We start from the raw sequence: 25,751 nt of genomic DNA on the forward strand, positions 1-25,751 counted from the left end.
ATTATCGTCAAACAGGAAGGACCCACATGCTGTCATTTGTCAACGACTATTCCGAGGGCGCCCACCCCGAAGTCCTGCAGCGGCTGATCGACACCAACATGGAGCATCTTCCCGGCTATGGCAAGGATCGGTACTGCTCCTCCGCCGCTCAGAAGATCGCTCAGGCCTGCGACTGCCCCCAGGCTCAGGTCTATTTCATGGCCGGCGGGACCCAGACCAACCAGGTCGTCACCTCCTGCCTGCTGAAGCCTTACCAGGGAGTGGTCGCTGCGGATACGGGCCATGTCAACGTCCACGAGGCCGGCGCCATTGAAGCCGTAGGCCACAAGGTTCTGACCATCCCCGGCGAACAGGGAAAGATTCGTGCAGAGGACCTTAAGGCCTTTTTGGAAGGCTTCTACGCCGACGCAAACCATGAGCAGATGGTCTTCCCCGGAATGGTCTACATCTCCCATCCCACAGAGTATGGAACCCTCTATGCCCGCCAGGAGCTGGAAGACCTTTCGCAAATTTGTCGGGAACACAAGATTCCGCTCTACCTGGACGGGGCCAGGCTTGGGTACGGGCTGGTGGCCCCCGGAACCGACGTCGATCTGACGGACATAGCCCGTCTCTGCGACGTTTTCTACATCGGCGGGACCAAGGTCGGCGCACTCTGTGGGGAAGCGGTGGTCTTCCCCAGGGGGAACGCTCCCGAGCATTTCAGCACCATGATCAAAAGAAGAGGCGCCCTCCTGGCCAAGGGAAGACTCCTGGGAGTGCAGTTCGACGCCCTCTTTACCGACGGCCTCTACTCGCGAATCAGCCGGAACGCCATCCAGACGGCGGCGATGATCAAGAAGGCTCTGCATGAGAAAGGGTATCAGATTGTCATGGACTCCCCCACCAACCAGACCTTTGTCCGCCTGGACAACGAGCGCATGGAGAAGCTGTCCAAGCAGGTCGCCTTCGACTTCTGGGAACGCAGCGATGCCACCCACACCGTGATCCGACTGGCCACGTCCTGGGCGACGACAGTCGAGGACACCCAGGCTCTGATCAGTCTGCTGTAAAAGGCGCTCACACTCATCCTGGCAAGCTTTAGATCATTTTGTCCCCTCCCCTCCCAGTTCGCCTTAGGGGGGGGGGGCATATATATGGCTTTTCGACCCGACCTATAGGCATGGCAAATCCTGCATTGTTGGACATCTCACACTCTTTCGGGTGAGTGCAAATCTGACGTTCAGTAAAATTTTTATTGCAACGATGCTGATGCAGACACTCCCGCCCTGAACGCAAGGGCAGAAATGCTTCAACGATGAAAGGAAACTTATGAAAGCCGTTGTTTTCGAGCAATTCAACACCTTCCCCACCCTCAAGGAAGTGCCGGAGCCGACTCCCGGGAGCGGCGAGGTTCTCCTCAAGGTGGCCGGTGCAGGCTGCTGCCATTCCGACGTCTCCGTCTTCCAGGACTACACCCCCGAAACAGGCAGCCGCACCAAGCCGCCGTTCATTCTGGGACATGAGACCACCGGCTGGGTGGAAGAGGTAGGACCCGATGTCACGGGCTTCAAGAAGGGCGATGCCTACATCGTCTACGGGCCCACCGGATGCGGCCACTGCCCTCACTGCGTAGCCGGCCAGGAAAACTACTGCTCCAGCGCCGCAACCAACAAGTCGCTGGCTCTGGGTCTGGGGCGCGACGGCGGCATGGCCGAATACATGACCGTCCCGGCCCGCAACCTGGTGCCCCTGGGCGATGCGGATCCAATCGCGGCTGCACCCCTGGCTGACGCTGCCCTGACTCCCTACCACGCCATCCGGGCTGCCATGCCCCACCTGAACGGCGGCGGGAAGTATGCTCTGGTCATTGGCCTGGGCGGACTGGGGCAGATCGCTATTCAGATTCTGCACGCCCTGACCGGCGCCACTGTGATCGCCACTGACACCAAGCCGGAGGCTCTGGCCAAGGCTGAGGCCAAGGGTGCCATCCCCGTTATGAGCGACGAGCACCAGGTGGAGAACATCAGGAAGATCACCCATGGCGAGGGCGTGGATGCTGCCTTCGATTTCGTGGGTGTGGCCCCGACCATTGCTGCCGCACAGGCTTCGGGCGGCCCGGGATCCCGGGTGACCGTGGTCGGCATCGCCGGCGGCAAGGCGGAATACGACTGGTACTCTAAGCCCTGGGAGCAGGAGCTGTTGGGCGTGTACTGGGGCTCCATTCCTGAGCTCTACGATGTGGCCAACATGTATCGCCACGGCCAGATCCAGACCGAGATCGAAACCTACTCGCTGGACAACGCCTTGGATGCCTACCACAAGCTGGTCGACAACAAGCTCTCAGCCAGGGCCGTCATAGTCCCCCACACCAAGGCCTGATTTCCCTTGATCCTAGACGGAGAAGCGGCTCATTCATCGATTGGATTGAAGCACGATCGGATTTAAACACAATCGGATTGATGTGCTGACACCATTTCTCCGCCTACATACACTCGGTGGCCTGTCGCGGCCTTGTCATAAAGGCCGCGACAGGCCACAGCATCTTAACAAGCGACCTTAAACCCGCATTGTTTATGATTGGCTTGATTGGGGAGCATCACTCAGCAGCAAGTGGACCAAGAAAATACCATTGGCGGATTCCAGCCTCATGGAGCCGCCGAGCGAATCCACCAGGGAGTCGACGATGCTCAGACCCAGGCCTGTGCTTCTGATCTTGGTCCGTGATTGGTCATCGGTCTGGAACCGTTCCATGAGCCTGTCCACATCGACGGCTCCGCCCTTGGTTTTGTTGCCGAAGTCCAGATGAATTCGCCCATCTTCACTCTTGTGCAGGTCCACCCAGGCTGATTCCTCCGCATACTTGAGCCAGTTGCCAATCAGGTTCTGAATTATTCGACTCATCATGATCTGATCCGTCGTAATTTCCACACCAGTTTGAATTCTGGGCTCCACCGTAACGGACCGCGCGGTCAAAGAATCGAAAGCGTTGAAAAGCTCCTGCTGAACCAGGTCCGATAGGTCCACCCTGGTCAGATCCAGGCTCACGCTCTTCTCCTGTATCAGATTGAAATCCATCAGGTAATGAAGATAGTGATCCACTGACTGCAGATTGTTGAGAATCTTGCTCAATTGCTCCTGATCAGCCGATCCCTCCTTGAGCAGCTGGGCATATCCCCTGGCCACGGTCAAAGGGGTCTTGATGTCATGGGTTAGGTTGGTCAGCATCTGCCGGACTTGCTTGTTCTGCTCAGCCTGGATAATCTGCAGCCGTCTAGTCCTGTTCAGAACGGCGTTGATCCTATCCGCCAGAGTGCGGATGAGCCCGATATTGGACCCAGTGGTTACCAAGGCATTGGTGTCGGCATGGTTGATGAAGTCCAGATCATCACTGATCCGTTTGAGGTCGGTAGTCAGCATCATCAGGCCAATCGCTAAGGCGAGGGCGACAAGACCCAGAACAAGTGCAACCACCTTCACGGATTCACCTCCGGCGACCCCTTATTCATCGTTCTTCCTTCCGTGTGAATTCAAACCAGGCGAACCCCGATGCCCCAGACCGACACGATGTAGCGCTGGCTGCCGGCGTATCTGTTCAGGCTGGTCCGCAAGGTGCTCAGGTGCACATTGAGAGTGTTCTCGGCATTGATGTAGGGCTGGTTCCAAACCTGCCGATAGAGGTCTTCCTTCTCGAAAACCCGATGTGGATGGTCCATCAGAAGCTCAAGGATGGCGAATTCCTTGCGTGCCAGTTCGACCCTGTGCCCATCAACGCTGACCGTGTGCTCCATCCGGTCCAGCTCGATCCCCTGAAAACAAATCTTGGCGTCGGATTCACCTGCTGCATCCGCATCGGCTTTCAGTGCCCCGGATTGGCGCAGCTGGACCTGGACACGAGCGCGGAGCTCGTCAATGTCGAAAGGCTTGGTCACATAATCATTGGCGCCCTGCTCCAGGAGGCTGACGGTTCTGGTCTTATCCTGAATGGCCGTGAGGATGATGACCGGCACCGACGACATATGCCGAATGGCCTTGAGGACGCTGTCCCCGGTAACTACAGGGAGCATCAGATCCAGAAGGATCAGGTCGGGTTCCTCCTGCTGAAAGCGGGCCAAGGCCTGGGCGCCCGTCGTCGCCTGGATAATCCTGTAGGTCTCGCCCAGCACATCCTTGAGCAGGGACTGGATGTCCTCCTGATCCTCCACGACCAGAATCGTCGGCATACTGTCTTCCTTTCGCAGGTCACTCTCATGTTACTGAAGCCACCTAACGAGGCCGGTCTCGCCCAAGCGGATTTATGCAATTCTTAATGATTTCTTAGCCATGCAATTAAGAAAGGCACTTTAGATTCTCTGATAGCGACGTAGAGAAAGGAACCCCATGGACGATACCATTCTGGATATTAGCCATGCCAGCAAACGGTTCGGACGCTTTCAGGCACTGGACGATGTCAGCCTTTCCATAAACAAGGGCGAGGTCTACGGGCTGATTGGTGAGAACGGCGCCGGCAAAACCACTCTGATGCGTCTGATCACCGGGCTCTCCCCCATCCAGGAGGGAACCATAAGGCTGATGGGGCACACAATTGGCAAGGACAGCCGCATACTGAGCAGAATAGGCTCGATCATTGAGGCACCAGCCGCCTTCAAAAAATTGACCGTCAGCCAGAACATGAAGCTGACAGCCATCCAGCACGGGCTGACCGACGACAAGGCCATCGATCAGACCATCGACTTCGTTGGTCTGCGCGAGAAGGCCAAGACTCGGGCCGGTCACCTCTCTCTTGGCCAGCGTCAGCGCCTGGGGTTGGCCATGGCCATCCTCACACGGCCTGATTTCCTGATTCTGGACGAGCCCATCAACGGCCTGGACCCGGCAGGAATTATGGAATTCAGAACACTCCTGGACAGGCTCAACAAGGAACGCCAGACGACCATACTCATCTCCAGTCACATTCTGAGCGAACTCTATTTGGTCTCCTCTCGGTTCGGCTTCATCAGCCACGGCCGCCTGATCAAGGAGGTCAACAAGGATGAACTGGACCGGATCAATCAAAATGGACTTTTGATCGACGTGGACCAGAGCTCCAGGGCCGCCATGATCCTGGATCGCCAGGGAATCGGCCCCTTCCAAGTCCTTGGCGACCATCAGATTCTGATCAGGCAGGGGAATCTGGAACCGGGACCCATCAACAGTCTTCTTGTTCAGGAAGGCATCCTGGTCAATCAAATCAGTCAGCAGAAGGGATCGCTGGAGGAATATTTCGCGGATCTGCTGAACAAGGACCCTCAAGAGTCTAGGAGGCAACAATGATTAACCAGATCAGGGCCGACTTTTACAGGCAGCGGCGATCCATCGGCATGCTGATTCTGCTGATTGCCACTGTGGCCCTCGGCATAGTGACCACATGGAGCAAGACGACAATAGGAATAAGCACTGGAGGCGAAGACTACGATCATAAACTGATGGAAATCCAAGGCCAAAGCTGGACCATCAGGACCGGCCTGCAAGTGGGTGCCGCCTCCGCCTCGTCCCTGGTTTACTTTTACATCGCGGTCTTCGTTATCGTCATTGGTTCGGAATACAGCCAGCACACTTTGAAGAACACGTTGACATCAGGCATCTCACGAATACAGTTCATCCTAGGCAAGTACGTGACCATCCTGATTGACATCATCCTCCTGACCCTGTGCTACTTCATCACCATCCTGATCACCGGTCTGGCTCTAGGAAGGAAGCCGGGGGCCGACTGGGGCGTCTTGGGCAAGGATGTGGCCGTCATGACCCTACTGGTGAGCTTCTGCATTTCCGTCATCATCAGTCTGGGCATTGTCCTCTTGATCATTGCCAAATCCCTGGTCATCCCAGCGGTGGTGATCGTGATATGGCCCGTGCTGATCGGCCTCGTAGAGTTGACAGCAAAATGGCAGTGGCTGAAATACTTCGACTTCGTCGGGTTCGGCGAACAGATAGTTCTGAACACTCTGAAGGCCGATCAGGCCTGGATCTATGCCGGAGCATCCGTGGGTGTGGTCCTGGCGGCCATCATCGGATCGGCTCTGATCATATCCAAGCAGGAGATCTAAGCCAGGTCAGGCTATACCTGCTCCGGCTCTTTGATCGCTGACGGCCTGCATGGCCATATGGGCAAAGGCCTTGACGGAGGCATCCAGGGAATAATGTTCCTTGGCATGTTCGGCGTAGCGTCCGGACCAGACTGCAAGGACATCAGGATGGTCTATCCACCAGTCGATTTGCTCAGCCAGCGCCCAGGCCTTGCCAACCGGGAAGAGCGAATGCTGCGTCAGGGCGAAGTGTCCTGCGGCGCTCAGGTCGGATCGGGCAATGATCGGGACTGCGCCACAGGCCATCCCCTCCAGGACGCTGACCGATTCCAGATCCGCGATTGAGGGGTGGATAAGAAGATCGGCCCGCCTGAGCAGGTCGGGCATGGTCGCGTTCTGGTGGAATCCAATCGAGACCTGCATGCCGTCCAGCTGCCTGTCGGCTTCCGCCCTCAGTCGGCGCTCCATAGGCCCTGTGCCTGCTATGGTCAGGCTGATCCTGCGCCTGTTCCTGCACAGAGCCAAGGCTCGGATCAGGGTCAGATGGTCCTTTTCCCGGGCCAGCCTGCCGGAGGCCACGACTTGGATCAGCCGGTCTGATCGCTGACGCTCGTATCGGTCACGCTCATATCGGTTCCCGGGGTTGAACCTAGGCTGGTACCCGTTGGATATGACATGCAGGCGGGCCTTGTACCCATGCGAGCGCAGCAGGTCGGCCGTCAGCTGGGTGGGAACGTGGATGTGCCCGACATGATCGTAGAGCCAGAACCGAAAGAGCCGGTAGACGGCCGAGTCCACTCCGGGCAGCCAGCGCAATGGGCCTGCGGAATAGGTGATGTTCTCAGGCTGAATGTGAAACCCAGCAGTCACCGGTATGCCCATAGACCTGGCCTGTGCCAGGGCGGCGCGGCCGAAGGCGAATGGTTCGTAGATATGGACCAGATCCACACCGGCAAAGGCCCTTCGGAAGAGTTCCGGATCGGCACGAGCGAAGCTCATCTGCTGCCTGGCCGCCACACGGGAAACCAGAGGAATTCGATGCACCCGCGCCGGATAGTCTGTCGAGCCCACCCCCACCAGCCGGACCCGGTGCCCCAGCGCCTCCAGACCCTGGGCGTATTGGATGGCGGAATTGGAGGTCCCGTTGCCCCTGTTGCCGAAGGAATCCAGAACCAGGGCCAGCGTCAGGCGATCACGATCCCTCATCAGCCTTCCCTCCGCTGTTCATCATTAGCAGACTTGGGCCGGATTAAGACAGGTAGACGACCCGATTGCACCCACTATTAGTAGGAGAAGGCCGGGACTGCCGCCCCACGGTAGTAGCGGTTGATGGCATCAGCCACATAGCGGCTGTGATAGGCAGAGACCAGGGCCTTGTATGCGGCATCATTTTTGTCGGCCTGCCTGGCCACGATGATGTTGACATAGGGGTGATTGGCTGGCGATTTGAGATCGCCGGGCACCTGGTAGATGGCATCCTGGATCTTCATGCCGGCATCAAGGATGAAATTGGTGTTGGTAATGCCGGCCGCATAGTCGGGCAGGACCTTGACGATTCCCGGTGGATCGACCTGGTCCAGGACCAGCCCACGCGGATTGTCAACGATGTCTTCGGGAACCGGCGTGGTGGCCTTGGGGTCTCGCAGACCGATCAGCCCGGCGCTGGCAAGCACCTTCAGGGAGCGGCCCAGGTCGATGGGATCGCTGGGAATGGCCAGCCGCTCGCCATGCCCTATCTGGTCAACGCTCCGGTACTTCTTGGAGTACAGGTTGAGCGGTGAAATGTAGGTGTCGCCGATGGCGGCGAAGCGATACCCATGCTGCTTGGACTCCTGCTCCAGAAAGGCATAGTGTTGAAAAGCGTTCAGGTCGATCTCCCCGTTGGCCAGCGCCTGATTGGCGTAGCGCCCGTATTGGAAGGACCGAAGCTTGATTTTTATGCCGGCCCGGCGCTGGTCCAACTCGTGCTGAACAGCCTTCCAAATCTCTTCATCGGCATCGCCCACCAGGCCGATGCTGATCTCCCGCTGGCCGCGTTCAGGCTGGTTGACCTTGACATAGGCCACGCCCATCAGGACGGCGACCACCAGGATGACGACCGAAACAGCCGCCAGCTCTCGCTTGGCCCTGGTTCTTCTGGTGCTCATATCCGTCCTCCTTCATCGATGGAACCTATCGCATCAGGAAACCTTGAAAGCCGGCAGGCAGGCGCCCTTGTAGACACGGACGATGGTGTCGGCCACAGGCTTGGAATGATAGGCGCGCACCACTGCGGCGTAGGTGGGGTTGTCCCGCTGATCCTTGGTGGTGACGATGATGTTGATGTAAGGCTTATTGGCCGGGTTTTGCAGATCGTAAGGAACCTCGTGGATGGCATCGTGCACGCTTCGTCCACCATCGACCACGAAGTTGGCATTGGTGACCCCGCCTGCATAGTCAGGCAGCAGGTTGAGGATGCCGGCCGGATCCACCTGCTCGATGCGCAGATGCTTGGGATTGTCCACCACATCCTCGGGCAGCGGGTTGGTGGCCTTGGGGTCGCGCAGCCCGATCAGCTTGGCATCGGCCAGGACCTTCAAGGCCCGGCCCATGTTGGTGGCGTTGTTGGGAATGGCCACTCGGTCGCCGTCCTGAAACTGCGATGGCTTGGCATAGCGCTGCGAGTAGAGGTTCATGGGCGAGATGTAGGTATTGCCAAGCACGGCGAGCTGGTAATGGTTGGTCTTGACATCGTCCTCAAGGTAGGCATAGTGCTGGGCTGCGTTGAAATCCACCTCGCGGTTGGACGTGGCCTGGTTGACGTAGATGGCATCCTGGAAGGGCTTGAGTTCGATCCTGATGTGCTCACCACGCCGATCCAGCTCTGCCTGGACGGCCTTCCAGATCTGATCGTCCGAGCTGCCGATGACGCCGACCTTGACGACCTTGACATCGGCACCCACCTGGTTCAGACGGACATCGGTGCCGACCACCAACGCCAGCAGGAGGACGATGACCAGGCTGAGCGCCGCCAGTTGGATCTTGGCTTTGTTCTTTTTGCCGACGCGACTACGACCGACCACGATAATCTGACCTTTCCCGGGTTGCTCAGTGTTCGACGACCTCGGCCAGAAGCCGGCCGAACAGTTCGATCAGGGCGATGAAGATGACCAGCACGATGATGGTGGCGATGGTCACGTCATTCATGGACCGCTGGTAGCCCAGACGGATGGCGAAGTCGCCCAGACCTCCGCCGCCCACGATGCCCACGGTGGCGGTCTCGCCCACCAGACTGACGATGGTGATGGTGGTCACCCGGATGATGGAGGGGATGCCCTCACGCAGGTAGACATGCCAGATGATCTGCCAGGTGGTCATGCCCATGGACTCCGCCGCCTCGACATACCCAGGATCCAGACCGGCAAGGGCCGACTCGATCTGTCGGGAGAAGAAAGGCGTGATGCCCACGACCAGGGGGAAGATCGCCCCCTTGGGCCCGATGGCCGTGCCCATGAGCATCCTGGTCACCGGCACCAGGGCCGCCGCCAGAATGATGAAGGGGATGGAGCGGAAAAGGTCGATCAGCTTGTCCAGGATAGTGAAGACCAGGCCGTTGTGGCGGATGCCGTCACGTCGGCTGATGATCAGCCCCACCCCGATGACCAGGGCCAGCAGGAAGGAGATCACCCCGGAGACGCCGACCATGACCAGGGTCTGAACCATGCTGCTGAAAAACTCCGGCAGCCGGCTCATGACGTTGGGGAACCAGGTGGTAAGCAGGGACGTCATGACTTGAGAACCTCGATTCCGATGTTGCGCGAGCGCAGGTATTCCATGGCCTGGCGGATGTTTTCAGCGTCGCCGCCCACTCTGACCACCAGACCGCCCAGGGGCGCACCCTCCACCACATCGATGTCGCCGAAGATGATGTTGACGTCCAGGTTGTAGCGACGGCTGATGGTGGAGACCAGGGCTTCGGAGACCTCCTTGGAGACATAGGACATGCGCATGAGGATCTGCCCGGGCTCCAGGGCCACCAGGGGCGAATCGGCGGCCATCAGATCCTTGACCTTGTCCAGGTTGGAGGTGGTGGCCACGAAGGATTTGGTCAGCTGGGCCTTGGGGTCTGCAAAGACATCGAAGACCCTGCCCTGCTCCACGATGACCCCCTGGTCGATGACCGCCACCCGGTTGCAGATCTGCCGGATGACCGACATCTCATGGGTGATCATGACCACGGTGATGCCCAGCTGGTCGTGCAGGTCGCGGAGCAGCTGAAGAATGGAGCGCGTGGTGGTCGGATCCAGTGCGCTGGTGGCCTCGTCGCTGAGCAGGATATCCGGTTCGTTGGCCAGGGCTCGGGCGATGGCCACCCGCTGCTGCTGGCCGCCGGAGAGCTCGGCGGGATAGTGGTCGGCCAGCTCGGTCAGCCCTACCAGTTCCAGAAGCTCGGACACCCGGGCCCGTCGAGATGCACGGTCGCGGCCGCTCCCCCGCAGAGGCAGGCCCACATTGTCGGCCACCGTTCTGGAGGGCATCAGGTTGAAATGCTGGAAGATCATGCCGGTACGACGCCTCAGGTCCCTCAGCTCGGCCGGAGCCAGATCCTTGACCTCGCGGCCGCGGACCTTGACGCTGCCCGAGTCGTAATCCTCCAGCCCGTTGATGCAGCGGACCAGCGTGGACTTGCCCGCCCCGCTCAGACCAATGATGCCAAAAATATCCCCAGTCTCGACGGTCAGATCAATGTCGGCCAGTGCCGTCTTGTCTTCGTCGTCGTCGCTGTGATAGGTCTTGGTCAGGTGCTCCATCCGCACCGCCGGTGTCCGCTCGCTCACGTTCCCGCCTTCCCTGGTCGACTGCCTGACATGGTAATCGTCCCGACGGCCAGTGGACAAGAAGGCCTCTATAGATGTCATTTATAGGCATGTATCGATAACCCGCCTGCTTGGTCGATGGGTCGGTGGCAGAATATGGGTATGAGCGCATCCGGTCAGCAGCGGATTATCAACACCATCAATCCCGGGGAGCGACCGTTCGGCTCTCCTCTGGGGCCAAGACCTACACGAGTCCTTCTCCTAGGAGCCGGCGAACTCGGCCGCGAGATAGCCATCAGTCTGATGCGGCTGGGTGCCTGGGTTGGCGCGGCGGACTCCTACCCTGGCGCACCGGCCACCCAGGTGGCCCATGCCGGCTACCAGGTGAAAATGAGCGATCCCCAGGCTTTGGAGGACCTGATCGACAAGGTCCACCCAGATTTGATCGTGCCTGAAGTGGAGGCCATCGCCACAGACCGCCTGGTCGGTGCCGCGGCCCGGGGCATCCAGGTAGTGCCTGCCGCCCCCCTGGCGGCCATGTGTATGGATCGCAGGGCCCTGCGCGTCTTCGCCCACGAACAGGTAGGCCTGCCCACTACCCCCTACCGATTCGCCGACTCCCCCGAAGAGCTGGCCAGCGCGGCGGACCAGGTGGGCTACCCCTGCATGGTCAAACCCCTGATGAGCTCCTCCGGCCACGGACAGACTCTGGTGCGAAGCAGGGAGGGCTTGTCTCAAGCCTGGAATTCGGCACTGACCCAAGGCCGGGCAGCCACCAGGCACCAGGGCAAGGCCGAGGTCATCGTGGAAGCCCTGGCCCCCCTGGCCCATGAGCTGACGGTTCTGACCGTGGCCTCCTGCGCCGGCGTGGCCACCTGCACGCCCATCGGCCAGCGTCAGGAGGACGGGGACTACCGCCTCTCCTGGCAACCGGCGGATCTGAATCCTGACATCCTACAGCAGGCCCGGAGCATGGCCACCCGACTGGTTGAGGCCATGACCTCCCTGGCCCGCCAGAGCGGCGAGACCGGTTGGGGGATCTACGGTGTGGAGATCTTCGTCCTGCGCGACGGCTCCCTGCTCTTCAACGAGGTGGCGCCGCGCCCCCATGACACCGGCATGGTGACCATGATCTCCCAACGGCTGAGCGAGTTCGACCTTCACGCCCGGGCCATCCTGGGCATTCCCGTCCACCAGGAGGATCTGGCCCTGAGTCTGCCGGAAGGCGCATGCGCGGTCAGCCGGCCCATCCTGGTCAGGGGCCAGGGGCCGGTCAGCTTCCAAGGCTTGCCGCAGGCCCTGGACCACCCAGGCACTGATCTGCGCATCTTCTCCAAGCCGGAAGTGCATGGCCTGCGCCGCATGGGCGTGGCCCTGGCCTTGGGGCCGGATCTGCAGACCGCCACCGAACGCGCTGAAGCCGTGGCCAGCGATCTGAAACCGCGGGTGGGCACGGGGATGTAACCCGGGCTTGCTATGGTGGTCGTGTCCCAAGCAGTGCAGAAGTTTCCAATTCGCAACAAACTCGAGGAAGGCGAACAGTGGAAAAGTTGGGAATGCGCTATCAAGGCAAGGCCAAGAAACTGTACGAGACGGATGACCCGGACATACTCTGGGTTGAGTACACTGACCAGGCCACCGCGGGGAACGGGGCCAAGAAGGCCAATATCGAAGGCAAGGCCAGACTGAACAACAGGATCACTACCGTGATATTCTCCCTGCTGGCCCGTCGGGGGATCCCCAGCCACTTCGTACGCAGCATCTCGGATACCGAACAGCTCAACCGCCGGCTGGACATGTTCCCGCTGGAGATCGTCATGCGCAACCGGGCCGCAGGCTCCTTCGCCCAGCGGTACGGGGTTGAGGAAGGCACGGCCTTGAAGCAGCCGGTGCTGGAGTTCTTCTACAAGTCCGATCCCCTGGATGATCCGTTTATCAACCGGGACGACATCCTGGCCCTGGGACTGGCCACTGAGCAGGATCTGGACATCATCGCCGCGAAGACCCGGGAAATCAACGGGGCCCTGACCAGCATCTTCCGCGCCATCAACGTGGAGCTGGTGGACTTCAAGATCGAAATGGGCAAGACCGGCTCGGGCATCATCCTTCTCGGCGACGAGATCACCCCCGACACCTGCCGGCTCTGGGCGATCGGCAACAATAATGACGGCCAGGTCACCCACCTGGACAAGGACATCTTCCGCAGGGACCTGGGCAGCATCATTCCGGCTTATCAAACCATTCTGGATGGGCTGACCGAATTGGAGGAGCGCGAAAGCCAATCGAACAGCTGAATCGGTCGACCCGGAAGCGAGCATATCGCCTCCGGGTTTTTCATTGGTCCCCAACCAGTCCATCGCGAAAGGATCCATTGTGCTCTTCCGTGTCTATACCGAGAAAAAGCGGGGCTTCGACCAGGCCGCCGACAGGCTTGCCGAACAGCTGCGCACCCTGCCGGGCGTGCAAGGGCTGACCGGCCTGCGCATGTTCAACCGCTACGATCTGGAAGGCATCGACGAAGACCTCTTCAAACGCTGCCTGCCCACGGTCTTCGCCCAGCCCCAGACCGACCTGGTAGCCACCCGACTGGAGGAAGCCCTGCGCATGAAGGGCGATGGGGACCTGCCGCCGCTGGACTCCCCCATGCTCTTCGCCGTGGCCCCCCTGCCCGGCCAGTTCGATCAGCGAGCCGACTCCGCAGCCCAGTGTGTCCAGCTGATCGGCCAGGGCGCCCGCCCCTTGGTGGCCACAGCCACTGTCTACCTGCTCCAGGGCGACCTGGATGCCAAGCAAATAGAGGCCATCCGCAATTACCTGGTCAATCCGGTCGACTCACGGGTGGTAGGGCTGGAGCAGCCCAAGACCCTGGCCATGCCCGACGACGATCCGGATCCAGTGCCCGTATTGGACGGGTTCCGCGATCTGGATGATCCTGGACTGGAAGCATTGATCGACAAGCTGGACCTGGCCATGGATCTGCCGGATGCCCGCTTCTGCCGGGATCACTACCGCCAGGAAAAGCGCGACCCGACCCTGACCGAGCTCAAGGTGATCGACACCTATTGGTCGGACCACTGCCGGCACACCACCTTCAATACCAGGCTGGAGCGGATCGAGGCGGACAACCCCCGAGTACGGACCACGCTGGAACGGTATCGGGCAATCCGAGGAGAGCTGGGCCGTCAGGACCGACCTGAATGCCTGATGGACATGGCCACCATCGGAGCCAAGTACCTGCAGAAGCGCGGCATCCTGAACGACGTGGACCAGTCCGAGGAGGTCAACGCCTGCACTATCCGGACCAAGGTCGACGTGGACGGCCAGGATCAGGACTGGCTCTTCCTGTTCAAAAACGAGACCCATAACCATCCCACCGAGATCGAGCCCTTCGGTGGTGCAGCCACCTGCATCGGCGGAGCCATCCGCGATCCCCTGTCCGGAAGGGGCTACGTCTACCAGGCCATGAGGGTCAGCGGGGCAGCAGATCCCCGTCAACCGCTGGATCAGACCCTGCCCGGCAAGCTGCCCCAGGGCCGGATCGTCCGTCAGGCAGCCGATGGCTACTCCTCCTATGGCAACCAGATCGGGCTGGCCACCGGGCAGGTCCGGGAAATCTACCACCCAGGCTATGCGGCCAAGCGGATGGAGGTGGGCGCTGTGGTGGCCGCCACACCGGCCGACCATGTGATCCGCCGCCGGCCTGCACCCGGCGATCTGATCATCCTGGTGGGCGGCAGGACCGGCCGCGACGGAATCGGCGGCGCCACCGGAGCCTCCAAGTCCCAGAATGAAGAAAGTCTGGAACGTTGCGGAGCCGAGGTGCAGAAGGGCGATGCCCCTGAGGAGCGCAAGCTCCAGCGCCTCTTCCGCCGTCAGGAGGCGGCCAGGCTGATTGAGCGCTGCAATGACTTCGGAGCCGGCGGCGTTGCCGTGGCCGTGGGCGAACTGGCGGACGGGCTGAACGTGGACCTGGACCGGGTGCCGCTCAAGTACCAGGGGCTGGACGGTACCGAAATCGCCATTTCCGAGAGCCAGGAGCGCATGGCCGTGGCCCTGGCTGCCGAAGACGCGCCCGCCTTCATCGAGTACGCCCAGCAGGAGGACCTCGAGGCCACCGTCATCGCCGAGGTCACCGAAGAACCCCGGCTGCGGATGACCTGGCGATCAGAGACCATCGTGGACATCCCCCGATCCTTCCTGGCCTCCAACGGCGCCCCTCATAAGGCCGATGCCCAGGTAGCGGTCCCTGCTCCCTACCATGCCCCCTTCGAGGTCCAAGGCAACCTGGACGCGCGCATGAAGGCCCTGCTTGCAGATATCAACGTCTGCTCCCAGCAGGGTCTGGCCGAACAGTTCGACTCCACCATCGGCGCAGGCACCGTCCTCATGCCCTTCGGCGGAGCCCGACAGCTGACTCCGGCCCAGGCCATGGTGGCCAAGCTGCCCGTGGATGGGCACACTACCACCGCCTCGGCCATGGCCTGGGGATTCAACCCCTGGATCAGCAGCCAGGACCCATACACTGGCGCCTACCTGGCCGTGGTCGAGAGCCTGGCCAAGCTGGTGGCCTCTGGCTTCAGCCGTTCCCATGCCCACTTGAGCCTGCAGGAGTACTACCCCAAGCCCGGCGGCGACCCCCGGCGATGGGGCCTGCCAGTGGCTGGCGTCCTTGGCGCCCTCCAGGCCCAACTGGACCTGGCGGTGGGGGCCATAGGCGGCAAGGACTCCATGTCCGGCAGCTTCGAGGACCTGGATGTGCCGCCCACACTGATCAGCTTTGCTGTGGCCCTGGGGCAGGCCAAGGATGCAGTCTCCCCCGAATTCAAGGCGGCTGACCGTCAGGTCTATCTCTTGGCGCCCGAATACCAAGAGGACGGTTTACTGCCCGATCCGGAGAGCCTGCGGACCGTCATGGACCAGGTGGAATCGATGATCAGCCAGGGCCTGGTGGATGCTGCAGCCACTCCGGGCTACGGATGCATGGCACAGTCCCTGATGGAAATGTGCATAGGCAACAGGATCGGGCTGGATCTGGCATCAGACACTGCTATATCTGCGCTCTTCCGCCCCGCCTATGGAAGCTTCATCCTGGAGACCTCGGGTCCGGAACCCCTGTTCATTCAGAATTCCGGCCTGCATTTGCGCCTCCTCGGACACACTCGCGAGGATTATCATCTGCGCTGCGGCAGCGAGGATCTGGATCTGGCTGAGCTTGAGGAAATCCGTGCCAGGGGATTGGAAGGCATCTTCCCGTACCGGGGCCAAGGCGGCCAGGTGCCGACCATCGGCCGCACCGACCGTGAGCCCGGCAGGCCAGCGGCGCGCAGAACCAGGAGGGCTGCAAAGACTGCACGCCCCATGGTGGTCATGCCCGTCTTCCCCGGCACCAACTGCGAGTTCGACTCCGCACGGGCCTTCCAGGACGCTGGAGCCCAGGTGGATACCGTGGTCATCCGCAACCTGAATGCCGAGGACGTGACCGAAAGCTCCAGCCGCCTGGCCCGGGCCATTCGCAGCAGCCAGATACTGATGCTGCCCGGAGGCTTCTCCGGCGGCGATGAGCCAGACGGTTCGGCCAAACTGGTGGCATCCTTCCTGCGTTCCAACCAGGTAGCCGACGCTCTCCAGGAGCTTTTGCAGGACCGGGACGGGCTGGTTCTGGGCATCTGCAACGGCTTCCAGGCGCTGATCAAGCTGGGCCTGGTTCCCTACGGCAAAATCGTCACCGGCTCATCTGAGGATCCCACCCTGGCTGTCAACGCCATCGGCCGCCATCAGAGCCGTCTGGTCCACACCCGGATCAGCTCCACACGCTCCCCCTGGCTGAGCGCCTGCCGGGTGGGCGACATCCACACCATGCCCATCAGCCACGGGGAAGGGCGGTTCGTGGCCGAGCCCGGCCTCCTGCGCACCCTGATCGACCGAGGACAGGTGGCCGCCCAGTACGTGGACGAGCAGGGCCGTCCATCCATGGATCCGCTGGTCAACCCCAATGGATCCGACATGGCCGTCGAGGCCATCACCAGCCCGGACGGCCGGGTGCTGGGCAAGATGGGCCACACGGAGCGCAGCGGCCCCGACCTGTATCTCAACGTGCCCGGAAACCGCACGCAGCCGCTCTTCCAGTCGGGAGTGGACTACTTTGCCGCCTAGGGGAAAGGACATAGACCATGTCGTTGGAGCTTGAAGGCATCCACGAGGAGTGCGGGATTTTCGGCGTCTGGGGGCACCCCGACGCTGCCCGGCTGACCTACTTCGGCCTGCATGCCCTGCAGCACCGTGGCCAGGAGGGCGCCGGCATCGTTTCCAACGACCAGGGGCACCTGATAGGACAGCGGGGCCTGGGCCTGCTGACTCAGGTCTTCCCGGACGAGTCCAGCCTGGCACCGCTGACCGGTGACCGGGCCATCGGCCACGTTCGTTACGCCACAACCGGCTCAGGGTCCATCGAGAACATCCAGCCCTTCGTCTTCCGCTTCCATGACGGGGACATAGCCCTGGCTCACAACGGCAACCTGACCAACTGCAACAGCCTCAAGGCGCAGCTGGAGGATCAGGGGGCCATCTTCCACTCCAACTCCGACACCGAGGTGCTCATGCACCTGATTCGGCGCAGCCCTGAAAAGGACTTCATGGCGGCGCTCAAACAGGCCTTGCGCCAGGTCCATGGCGGCTTCGCCTACCTGCTCATGACCGAGGATGCCATGATCGGAGCCATGGACCCCAACGGCTTCCGTCCCCTTTCCCTGGGCCAGCTGCCAGGAGGGGCCTATGTCCTGGCCTCGGAGACCTGCGCATTGGACCTGGTCGGCGCCAGGCTGGTGCGGGACATCGGTCCCGGCGAAATCGTCCGGGTGGACGACACGGGCTACAGCATCGAGAGCTATACCGATCAGACCTGCCTGTCCATCTGCTCCATGGAGTTCATCTACTTCGCCAGGCCCGACTCCAATATTTATGGGGTCAACGTCCATTCGGCCCGCAAGAGAATGGGCGCGAGGCTGGCCCGTGAGGCCCCGGTGGACGCCGACATGGTCATCGGGGTGCCCAACTCCTCCCTGTCCGCCGCTTCAGGCTATGCCGAGGCGGCCGGGCTGCCCAACGAGATGGGGCTGATCAAGAACCAGTATGTGGCCCGCACCTTCATCCAGCCCAGCCAGGCCATGCGCGAGCAGGGCGTCAGGATGAAACTGGCCGCTGTGCGCGGCGTTGTAGCCGGCAAACGAGTGGTGGTCATCGACGATTCCATCGTCCGAGGCACCACCTCGCGCAGAATCGTCCGCCTGCTCCGGGAGGCTGGGGCCAGCGAGGTGCACATGCGCATCGCCTCCCCTCCCCTGCGCTACCCCTGCTACTACGGCATCGACATCCAACGGACCTCCGAACTGATTGCCGCCAAGAAGTCCGTGGAGCAGATCAGAGAAGCCATCGAGGCCGATTCCCTGGCCTACCTGAGTCTGGATGGTCTGGTGGATTCCATCGGCCTGGGTCGTGATGCACCCTACCAGGGACTCTGCGTGGCCTACTTCAACGGAGACTACCCAACGCGGCTTGACGACTACGAGCAGGGCTTCCTGGCCTCGCTGACCCCAGAGGACCGGGCCCGGCTGGAAGCCTCCAAGGGATCCTACGGGCTTGACATGCCTGCGGGGTCGGGGCAGAAGACAGACCAATGAGCACTAGCGAAGAGCAGAACAGACAGCGCAGAGAAAGGGGCATCCATGCCGAAGGCATATGAGCAGGCTGGGGTATCGGTGGAGGCCGGATACGAATTGATCGACAGGATCCGCTCCCACACGGCCAGGACCCGCAGGCCGGGCGCCGGCGACATCGGCGGCTTCGGCGGCGACTTCGATCTGTCTGCGCTCAATTACCGCCACCCAGTCCTGGTCTCGGGCACTGACGGCGTGGGCACCAAGCTGATGGTGGCCCGGGAAGCCGGCCGCCATGACACTATCGGCCAGGACTGCGTGGCCATGTGCGTCAATGACATCATCGCCCAGGGGGCCGAGCCGCTGATCTTCCTGGACTACATCGCCTGCGGACACAATGACCCGGCTCTGCTGGAGCAGGTGGTCAAGGGTGTGGCCGACGGCTGCGTCCAGGCCGGGGCCGCCCTGGTAGGCGGCGAGACCGCTGAGATGCCCGACATGTACCAGCCCGACGAGTACGATCTGGCCGGATTCACCGTGGGCGTGGTCGAGCGTGAGTCCCTGGTGGACGGTTCGGCCATCAGAGAAGGCGACCAGCTGATCGGCCTGCCCTCCTCGGGCGTCCACTCCAATGGCTTCTCGCTGATCCGACAGGTCCTGCTGGACCAGGGGGGCATGAAGCTGGAGGATCGGCCCTACCAGCTTGGCGGACGGACCCTGGGAGAGGAACTGTTGACCCCCACCCGCATCTATGTCAAGGCCCTGCGCCCGCTCTTCGCCTCCGGCCTACTCAGGGGCGCCGCCCACATCACCGGCGGCGGCTTCGTGGAAAAAGTGCCCAGGATCCTGCCCGAAGGACTGGCTGCCAGCTTCGACCTGAATGCCTGGAAGGTGCCGCCCATCTTCACCATGATCGAAGAGATGGGCAGGGTCGACCATCTGGAGATGTACAACATCTTCAACATGGGCATTGGGATGGTTCTGGTCGTTTCCCCTGATCAACTGGACCAGGCCCGCGCAGTCCTGAATGAGGAGCAGGAGCCCTACGCCCTGATCGGACAGGTGACAGATGCTCAAAACGGCCAGCAGGTCATCCTTAACGACAACGGTCGTCAGTAATAGCGAGAGGAGCCCATCATGGCGGACAAGGTACTGGTCATCGGCTCGGGAGCCAGGGAGCACGTTATCGCCACCACCCTGCTGTCCGGACCAGGAGTGGATCGGGTTTGGTGCGCCCCAGGCAACCCGGGTATGGAGCCGGACGGCATCAGCCTGCTGCAGGAGGATTCCTCGCAGCCAGAAAAACTGATCGCTGCAATACGCGAGCTGGGAATCGATTGGGTCTTCGTCGGACCCGAGGCTCCTTTAACCGCTGGATTGGTCGACGAACTGCAGGCTGCCGGCATCCCCGCCTTTGGTCCTACCAAGGCCGCGGCCCGCATCGAAGGATCCAAGGGCTTTGCCAAGGACCTGATGCGCAGGCATGGGATTCCTACCGCTGACTATGCGGTCTTTCATGACTTGGACAGTGCCAAGTCCTATGTGCACTCGCACGGCGCCCCGGTCGTCATTAAAGCTGACGGCCTGGCAGCCGGCAAGGGTGTGACGGTGGCCGCCGACCTTGACCAGGCCATACAGGCCCTGGATGACATCTTCATCGATCATAAGTTCGGGCAGGCAGGTGCCCAGGTAGTCATCGAGGATCAGCTGGTGGGTCAGGAGTGCTCGCTCATGTGTTTCGTCAGGGGCGAGCAGTTCTGGCCCATGCCCCTGTCACAAGATCACAAGCCCGCCTATGACGGGGATCGGGGTCCCAACACCGGCGGCATGGGGGCTTACTCCCCTCTGCCGCAGTTCGGTCCAGAACTGACCCAAAAGGCCTTGGACACCATCGTGGCCCCCACCGTCCGGGCCCTGGCCCAGGAAGGCAGTCCCTTCACCGGTGTCCTCTACACGGGATTGATGGTCACCGACAAAGGGCCTCAGGTCGTCGAATTTAATGCGCGACTGGGCGACCCGGAGACCGAAGTGGTGCTGCCCGCCCTGACCAGCGACCTGGGCACGGCCATCCGCACGCTGATGGAGGGCGGAGAGCCACAATTCACCTGGGATGAATCCCACAGCCGTTTGGGGGTGGTCCTGGCAGCCCAGGGCTATCCCGGCAATCCCAAGACCGGCGTGCCCGTACCCTTGATCGCCCCGGAGCAGGATCTCAGAGCCTACTACGCCGGAGTGTCCGGCTCGGCTTCCACTGGCCTGACGTCCTCCTCGGGAAGGACCGCCCTGGTCGTGGCCCAAGGCGACGACCTGGACCAAGCCGCCCGGCGAGTCTATGACCGGCTGGACGGATTGTCGATGCCCGGACTCTTCTATCGACACGACATCGGCCACCGCGGACTGGAAGCCTAGTTGGCCGAACTGGTCGAGCTCTCCCGGTCCTTGTCCCGGTTCTGCTCTTCCTGACGGACTTGCTCCTTGGCCTGCTCTTTGGCCTGGCGCTTCTTTTCAGCCTTCTGTCGGGCAGCATCGGAGCGGCGGGTGGGCGTGGCAGTGAAGCCCGTCCCCTGCAGGTAGTGCTTGCCGGCCATGATGTCGTACTGGATCAGCTTGTAGTCATTCAGGAGCTGCCGGGTGGCCCTGTCGAAATCTCGGGCATCCATGGGCTGACCCTGGGCATTCAGATAGTTGGTCTGCCCTGCTGGAATCCTGTTCCAGTCCTGGATTTGGTTGGCCACCGGAGGCTCAATGGCACTGATCTTTTCATGGAGCTGGGTCAGGAAGGCCGTGAAGGGCGAGACCTTGGCGTCCATGTGCTCGGCCGCCTGGGCTTGGAAGAAGTTTGGCGAGGAATAAGCGCTATTGCTGACCTGTGCTCCAGAAGAATCCGAAGCCTTGTTTGACCAGATGAAGTAGTCGGTCAGATGCAGGGCCAGGGAGTTGCGCTCGTCCCAGCTTGCCGTGCCGTAGATGCCGGGCAGATGATCCCCATAGAAGACCACGGTGACCGGCTTGCTCTGGGAGTCAAGGCTGTTCAGAAAATCGGCAGTAGCCTGATCGCTCAGGCTGACCCCCTTGGCGTAGGTGCGTATGGACTGCATCTCATCGTCGCCCAGGGGTCTGTTGGGGTCGGATGAACTGACCGAGAAGCCGTTGCCGTCATACCAGTCGTTGTAGGGCATGTGGTTCTGCATGGTGATGACCTCGACGAACTGGTTGCCCCTGTCGTCGCCCATCTGCTCCAAGGCGGATTCGTAAGCGGAGCGATCCCCCACATACTGGCTGCGGTCGATGCGGTCCTGGTGGGCTATCTGGTCAGGACCGGTCAGCGAGTAGAAATGCGAGAAGCCGAACTTCTTGTAGTTCTCGGCCCTGGAATACATGGAGGATTCATAAGGATGGAAGGCCAGGGACCTGGATGGCGTCCCCCAGGCCTGATTGACCGTGGGTATCCAGTTCAGGTGAGGGATGACCTGCTGATAGGGAGAGGTCAGCGAGGGATCGAAATTGGCCATGGACAGGCCGGTCATGGCCTGGAACTCCAGATTGGCCGTTCCCCCGCCATAGCCGGAGGAGAGCATGAGCCCGCTGGTGGTGCCCTCCTTGATGGATCTGATATGAGGCATGGGGTCCTGGTTGAGCGCGACGCCCGGCACCCGTGTGGGATCCGAGAACGACTCGGAGAGGATGTAGACCAGGCTCGACTCATTCATATAGGACTTGCGGTCATGGTTGATGCGGTCCGCCGAAAGCTGGTAGCGATGGGCCAGAGACTGCATGGTGGCACGACTGTATCCCGCGGGCTGGTCCATGACCTTGGGTCGCAGCTGCCGGGAGAATGACACGAAGACCCCGTTGCGCTGGGCGTCATAGACCGAGTCCCACATGGAGGGTTTGTCGCCCATGAACTGCGAGAAACGGTAGGCGGGACTGCCGTAGGTGCCCACAGTAGACATGAACACCGCCACCACCAGAACCGGAACAAGAACACCTGCTGTACGGAGCCCCGCACCCAAAGGCTTGTTGCCGGTGGCTACCGGACGGCCGCGACGGGCATCCATCCGCGTCACCACCCAGCAAAGCGCGCCGAGGACGATCAGGGCCACGACACCTAGCCCGATCATGATCAGGGACCGGGCCGGCAGGAAGGAGACCAGGTTGGCCGCATCAGCATGGAGGAAATCCAGGTCCGAGGGCAGGACAGCCTCATACCGTGCACGCACCTTGAAGCGTTCGATAACCGCTATGACCGCGCAGATGGCCAGGATCAGCCCTGATGCCGCCCAGAAGCGGTTGGTCAGGTAGGTCAGGGCCAGGTAGACCAGGCCCACAGCCAGCATGTTGAGCACCAGGACGAACCGACGCTGGGTCCACATGGCCGAGATGAAGCCCCAGAATCCGATCAGCGGGTTGGACAGCTCGACGCGGGAGCTGTTCAGGGAGACCCCCCACTGCAGGATGCCCACTGACAGGAAGTCAATCAGGATGAAGGCAAGCAGGTAGACCCACCCGCGTACCTGAAGACGTCCGGTCATGTTCTGCATCCAGGATCTCCACCGGCCGGGCTGATGCTTACGATCGTTCACCGCATACTCCTGACTTTGGCGATTGGGCCCGCTGGGCCTTTACCGATACCTGTGCCATTGTTCCCATCAAGGACGACAAGCCCCACGAAAACATCCCTTGGCGAACATCAAGCGCAGGTGGACTCATCAGGCCTTGGCGCCCGGCACCTGCTGGACCAAGGCGCTGATCCAATCCTCCAGGTTCCGGTACTTATCGGGGCGCTGCTCGCTGACCTCGAAGACCGGCACATGTGACTTGCGAGCCTCAGCAGCCAGCTCCTTGGAGGTTCGATTGACTTCTTGGGTGTTGAGGACCAGCATGTCCAAGCGTCCGGATGCCAGCAAATGACGGAAGGCCACAAGGTCCTCAGGCGAGGGCTCGCTCTCGTTGGCGGCCGCCCGCAGGTACCCCTCTGGGGTCAGATCCTCCATGCCCAGATCATGGCAAAGGTAGTAGGCAGCCGATTCCGTGGCCGCATAGTGTCGTCCCTGGGTGTGCTTGCGCGCATCGGCAATCAGATCGTCCAGCCGGGCCTGCCGACCCTGCCAGTCCTGGTAGGCCTTGTCGAAGCCAGCCGCTCGGTCTGGACGCAACTGCCTGTAGGCCTCATGCACGGCCTTGGCAGCTGCTCTCCTGCCCTGGGAGGAAAACCAGAGATGGGGGTTGTCGCCGGTCTTGCGCCCTGATGCCTTGGATACGTCCACCAGCTTGGCCTGCCCGGTTTCCGCGGCCTTGGCAGCCCAGTCGTCGATGCCGGCCCCGTTGACGATGACCAGGTCTGCACGACTGATCCGGGCGATGTCCGCCGTCGTCGGCTCATAGTCGTGGGCATCAGTCGAGGTGTTGCTCAGAATGGTATCCACCCGGGCCTGGTCGCCGCCTAGGTCCACAGCCAGGGACTGCCATTGGTTGATGCTGGCCACCACCTGCAGAGGGGCGGATCCTGTGGACGACGAGGATGATTCGCTCTTTCCGCAACCTGTCAGACAGGTCAGCAGGGTCAGTCCGGCCAGGAGGGCGGCGACCAAGGTACGAGTCCGGCGGAGGCGTAGGCTGCTGGCTTGCATGAATAGGGAGTTCCTTTCTGGCGACGGCACGGGACGGACCTGCCGCCAGGCCCGCCGACCGTTACTGAGATTGATTATCAATAAATATACCATAGACGAACCCATGACCGGAATCTGAAGATGCGGTCCTGGTGAGAATGAATGACTGTTCAAATGGCAGCCGTGCGACCGGACACTCCCTATACTGAACTGCGGATGTATTTTGGTTGGAAGGAATGGCATGGGTGCATGGCTGGCAAGGGTTCATCTGACCCAGGGGTGGTTGCCTGCGTCAATATTTTCGCTGACAGCCCTGGCTCTGATCGTGCTGGTGCTGACCGGACTGACGCACGGACGCTGGCGGACCCTGCTGCGTCAAGTGGCCATTGCCCTAGGCATAGGAGCCTTGGGACTGTTGGCCACCTGGCTGGTCTCCGACGTCTTTATGCTCTTCGGCGTCTCCCTGGGCTGGATGGTCATCATCAGCGTGGCCTTGGGATTTCTTGCAGTGGGGTTTGCTGTCTGCATCCTGATTACTGCACGTGGCTGGCGTCGGATTCTGGCCGCCCTGACCGTCCTGCTCTGCCTACTGTCCACCGGGCTTCGTGTGGATATCATCTACGGGGAGTTCACCACTCTGGGATCCCTGTTCAGCGTCTCCCTCTACCCCGACTACAACGATCATAAGGCAGCCAGACCGGCCATGAGCGTAGCCCAGTGGCGATCCTTGGCCTCACGGGGCGAGCTGCCCTCGCATCCCAGTGTCGGCCGATCCTACAGCATGCGCATCCCCAACAGCCGCTCCCGATTCGCGGCTCGTCCGGCTGATATCTACCTGCCGCCTGCCGCCTTGAGCGACAAACCGCCAGCGCTGCCTGTGTTCGTGCTTCTGGCCGGCCAGCCCGGAAGCCCCGACCGGCTCTTCACCGCCGGAGCCATTCCGGCCATGATGGATGCCTACGCCGCCCAGCACGACGGCCTGGCACCAGTGGTGGTCTCCCCCGACCAGAACGGTTCATCCTCTCACAACAGCCTATGCGTGGACTCCCCGGTCTACGGGAAGGCTGAAACCTACCTGAGCAGTGACGTTCCCGCCTGGATCCGCGCTGAACTGCCCGTCGCCAGCCAGCCCCAGCAATGGGCCATCGGCGGATTCTCCCAGGGCGGGACCTGTTCCACCCAGCTTGGGGCACGGCATCCAGACGTCTATGGAAGCATGCTCCCGGCTGATGGGGAACTGGAACCGACCCAAGGTCGGCAGGAACAGATGATCCGCGACTACTTCGGCGGCGACCGAAAGCGCTTCCTGGCCCAGGTTCCGGCCAGGGCCATGCTGGAGCGGGCGCCATCCCGCCAGCTTCTGTTCACCGCAGCCGGGTCCAACGATAAAGAGTCACAGCACAATATGATGGTCATCGCCAAGGCCGCCAACCAGGCGGGCATGAAGGTGCGGGCCGTCATCACCCAGGGATCGGGCCATGACTGGCATACAGTCAAGACGGCTTGGAAACCCGGGCTGGAGTGGGTGGGCGAAGCCATGGGACTAGGGCCCATGTCCCGACCGGTTGAAGATTTCCCGAACATTATCGAAACACACCTCGGCTGAACCGCTGACAGATCAGAGCGTCCAAACCGATAAGCAGAAAGAGC

General features: G+C 61.4%; 20 protein-coding genes. 11 read left to right on the plus strand and 9 right to left on the minus strand.

Going from position 1 to position 25,751, the window contains the following annotated elements; translation table 11 throughout:
• Positions 1-26: 26 nt before the first annotated feature.
• Both RAM15_RS05540 and RAM15_RS05545 read left to right on the plus strand, forming a co-directional pair.
• On the plus strand, positions 27-1,052 hold the full coding sequence (locus tag RAM15_RS05540) for a threonine aldolase family protein (RefSeq protein ID WP_306221100.1): 1,026 nt from the start codon (positions 27-29) through the stop codon (positions 1,050-1,052).
• Between the two features lie 259 nt (positions 1,053-1,311).
• Positions 1,312-2,361, plus strand: a complete 1,050-nt coding sequence (locus tag RAM15_RS05545) for an NAD(P)-dependent alcohol dehydrogenase (protein WP_306221101.1) — start codon at positions 1,312-1,314, stop codon at positions 2,359-2,361.
• Positions 2,362-2,553: 192 nt separating this feature from the next.
• Here the strand turns inward: RAM15_RS05545 and RAM15_RS05550 are convergent, their stop codons facing one another.
• Positions 2,554-3,459 (minus strand): sensor histidine kinase, encoded by a 906-nt coding sequence (locus tag RAM15_RS05550; protein ID WP_306221102.1) that lies wholly within the window; start codon positions 3,457-3,459, stop codon positions 2,554-2,556.
• A gap of 50 nt (positions 3,460-3,509) precedes the next feature.
• The gene (locus RAM15_RS05555; protein ID WP_015022157.1) at positions 3,510-4,202 is read right to left on the minus strand and encodes a response regulator transcription factor; all 693 of its coding nucleotides are present in this window, start codon (positions 4,200-4,202) and stop codon (positions 3,510-3,512) included.
• A gap of 157 nt (positions 4,203-4,359) precedes the next feature.
• Between RAM15_RS05555 and RAM15_RS05560 the strand changes: the two genes are divergently transcribed.
• The gene (locus tag RAM15_RS05560) at positions 4,360-5,292 is read left to right on the plus strand and encodes an ABC transporter ATP-binding protein (RefSeq protein WP_306221103.1); all 933 of its coding nucleotides are present in this window, start codon (positions 4,360-4,362) and stop codon (positions 5,290-5,292) included.
• Positions 5,289-6,065, plus strand: a complete 777-nt coding sequence (locus RAM15_RS05565; protein ID WP_306221104.1) for an ABC transporter permease — start codon at positions 5,289-5,291, stop codon at positions 6,063-6,065. The genes RAM15_RS05560 and RAM15_RS05565 overlap by 4 nt, the downstream gene beginning before the upstream one ends.
• Positions 6,066-6,071: 6 nt before the next feature.
• Here the strand turns inward: RAM15_RS05565 and RAM15_RS05570 are convergent, their stop codons facing one another.
• From RAM15_RS05570 to RAM15_RS05590, 5 genes are all read right to left on the minus strand, one after another.
• A complete protein-coding gene (locus RAM15_RS05570) occupies positions 6,072-7,250 on the minus strand; it encodes a glycosyltransferase (RefSeq protein ID WP_306221105.1) in 1,179 nt (392 codons plus the stop codon).
• Positions 7,251-7,327: 77 nt separating this feature from the next.
• A complete protein-coding gene (locus tag RAM15_RS05575) occupies positions 7,328-8,191 on the minus strand; it encodes a MetQ/NlpA family ABC transporter substrate-binding protein (RefSeq protein WP_306221106.1) in 864 nt (287 codons plus the stop codon).
• A gap of 33 nt (positions 8,192-8,224) precedes the next feature.
• Positions 8,225-9,106 (minus strand): MetQ/NlpA family ABC transporter substrate-binding protein, encoded by an 882-nt coding sequence (locus RAM15_RS05580; RefSeq protein ID WP_306221107.1) that lies wholly within the window; start codon positions 9,104-9,106, stop codon positions 8,225-8,227.
• A 25-nt stretch (positions 9,107-9,131) separates the two neighbouring features.
• On the minus strand, positions 9,132-9,812 hold the full coding sequence (locus RAM15_RS05585; RefSeq protein ID WP_144085182.1) for a methionine ABC transporter permease: 681 nt from the start codon (positions 9,810-9,812) through the stop codon (positions 9,132-9,134).
• Positions 9,809-10,861 (minus strand): methionine ABC transporter ATP-binding protein, encoded by a 1,053-nt coding sequence (locus tag RAM15_RS05590; RefSeq protein WP_306221108.1) that lies wholly within the window; start codon positions 10,859-10,861, stop codon positions 9,809-9,811. Before RAM15_RS05590 ends, RAM15_RS05585 begins: the two co-directional genes overlap by 4 nt.
• 135 nt (positions 10,862-10,996) lie before the next feature.
• On the opposite strand from RAM15_RS05590, the gene purT reads away from it, so the two are divergent.
• The 6 genes from purT (at position 10,997) to purD (ending at position 20,901) form a co-directional block, all read left to right on the plus strand.
• Positions 10,997-12,304 carry a formate-dependent phosphoribosylglycinamide formyltransferase gene (purT, locus tag RAM15_RS05595; RefSeq protein WP_372338647.1) on the plus strand — a complete coding sequence of 436 codons (1,308 nt, stop codon included), beginning with the start codon at positions 10,997-10,999 and terminating at the stop codon, positions 12,302-12,304.
• A 77-nt stretch (positions 12,305-12,381) separates the two neighbouring features.
• On the plus strand, positions 12,382-13,134 hold the full coding sequence (gene purC, locus RAM15_RS05600) for a phosphoribosylaminoimidazolesuccinocarboxamide synthase (protein WP_045924672.1): 753 nt from the start codon (positions 12,382-12,384) through the stop codon (positions 13,132-13,134).
• 79 nt (positions 13,135-13,213) lie between these two features.
• Positions 13,214-16,993 (plus strand): phosphoribosylformylglycinamidine synthase, encoded by a 3,780-nt coding sequence (locus RAM15_RS05605; RefSeq protein ID WP_306221110.1) that lies wholly within the window; start codon positions 13,214-13,216, stop codon positions 16,991-16,993.
• A gap of 17 nt (positions 16,994-17,010) precedes the next feature.
• Positions 17,011-18,516 carry an amidophosphoribosyltransferase gene (gene purF, locus RAM15_RS05610; RefSeq protein WP_306221111.1) on the plus strand — a complete coding sequence of 502 codons (1,506 nt, stop codon included), beginning with the start codon at positions 17,011-17,013 and terminating at the stop codon, positions 18,514-18,516.
• A gap of 45 nt (positions 18,517-18,561) precedes the next feature.
• Positions 18,562-19,611, plus strand: a complete 1,050-nt coding sequence (gene purM, locus RAM15_RS05615) for a phosphoribosylformylglycinamidine cyclo-ligase (RefSeq protein ID WP_306221112.1) — start codon at positions 18,562-18,564, stop codon at positions 19,609-19,611.
• Between the two features lie 18 nt (positions 19,612-19,629).
• Entirely contained in the window at positions 19,630-20,901 is a 1,272-nt protein-coding gene (gene purD, locus RAM15_RS05620) for a phosphoribosylamine--glycine ligase (protein ID WP_306221113.1), read from the plus strand.
• Here purD and RAM15_RS05625 read toward each other — a convergent pair.
• On the minus strand, positions 20,898-23,075 hold the full coding sequence (locus RAM15_RS05625) for a sulfatase-like hydrolase/transferase (RefSeq protein WP_306221114.1): 2,178 nt from the start codon (positions 23,073-23,075) through the stop codon (positions 20,898-20,900). The genes purD and RAM15_RS05625 overlap by 4 nt on opposite strands.
• 126 nt (positions 23,076-23,201) lie before the next feature.
• The gene (locus RAM15_RS05630; protein ID WP_306221115.1) at positions 23,202-24,122 is read right to left on the minus strand and encodes a metal ABC transporter solute-binding protein, Zn/Mn family; all 921 of its coding nucleotides are present in this window, start codon (positions 24,120-24,122) and stop codon (positions 23,202-23,204) included.
• 220 nt (positions 24,123-24,342) lie between these two features.
• On the opposite strand from RAM15_RS05630, the gene RAM15_RS05635 reads away from it, so the two are divergent.
• Complete coding sequence (locus RAM15_RS05635) at positions 24,343-25,707, plus strand: alpha/beta hydrolase (RefSeq protein WP_306221116.1); 1,365 nt, start codon at positions 24,343-24,345, stop codon at positions 25,705-25,707.
• The last annotated feature ends 44 nt before the right edge of the window (positions 25,708-25,751 follow it).

Source organism: Bifidobacterium asteroides, assembly GCF_030758775.1.
GTDB classification, from domain to species: Bacteria; Actinomycetota; Actinomycetes; order Actinomycetales; family Bifidobacteriaceae; genus Bombiscardovia; species Bombiscardovia kimbladii.

Excerpts from the sequence above, each read along its gene's own strand:
- RAM15_RS05540 (WP_306221100.1), top strand. The coding sequence starts at position 27 with ATGCTGTCATTTGTCAACGACTATTCCGAGGGCGCCCACCCCGAAGTC.
- RAM15_RS05545 (WP_306221101.1), top strand. The coding sequence starts at position 1,312 with ATGAAAGCCGTTGTTTTCGAGCAATTCAACACCTTCCCCACCCTCAAG.
- RAM15_RS05555 (WP_015022157.1), bottom strand. The coding sequence starts at position 4,202 with ATGCCGACGATTCTGGTCGTGGAGGATCAGGAGGACATCCAGTCCCTG.
- RAM15_RS05560 (WP_306221103.1), top strand. The coding sequence starts at position 4,360 with ATGGACGATACCATTCTGGATATTAGCCATGCCAGCAAACGGTTCGGA.
- RAM15_RS05565 (WP_306221104.1), top strand. The coding sequence starts at position 5,289 with ATGATTAACCAGATCAGGGCCGACTTTTACAGGCAGCGGCGATCCATC.
- RAM15_RS05570 (WP_306221105.1), bottom strand. The coding sequence starts at position 7,250 with ATGAGGGATCGTGATCGCCTGACGCTGGCCCTGGTTCTGGATTCCTTC.
- RAM15_RS05575 (WP_306221106.1), bottom strand. The coding sequence starts at position 8,191 with ATGAGCACCAGAAGAACCAGGGCCAAGCGAGAGCTGGCGGCTGTTTCG.
- RAM15_RS05585 (WP_144085182.1), bottom strand. The coding sequence starts at position 9,812 with ATGACGTCCCTGCTTACCACCTGGTTCCCCAACGTCATGAGCCGGCTG.
- purT (WP_372338647.1), top strand. The coding sequence starts at position 10,997 with ATGGGTATGAGCGCATCCGGTCAGCAGCGGATTATCAACACCATCAAT.
- purF (WP_306221111.1), top strand. The coding sequence starts at position 17,011 with ATGTCGTTGGAGCTTGAAGGCATCCACGAGGAGTGCGGGATTTTCGGC.
- purM (WP_306221112.1), top strand. The coding sequence starts at position 18,562 with ATGCCGAAGGCATATGAGCAGGCTGGGGTATCGGTGGAGGCCGGATAC.
- purD (WP_306221113.1), top strand. The coding sequence starts at position 19,630 with ATGGCGGACAAGGTACTGGTCATCGGCTCGGGAGCCAGGGAGCACGTT.
- RAM15_RS05630 (WP_306221115.1), bottom strand. The coding sequence starts at position 24,122 with ATGCAAGCCAGCAGCCTACGCCTCCGCCGGACTCGTACCTTGGTCGCC.
- RAM15_RS05635 (WP_306221116.1), top strand. The coding sequence starts at position 24,343 with ATGGGTGCATGGCTGGCAAGGGTTCATCTGACCCAGGGGTGGTTGCCT.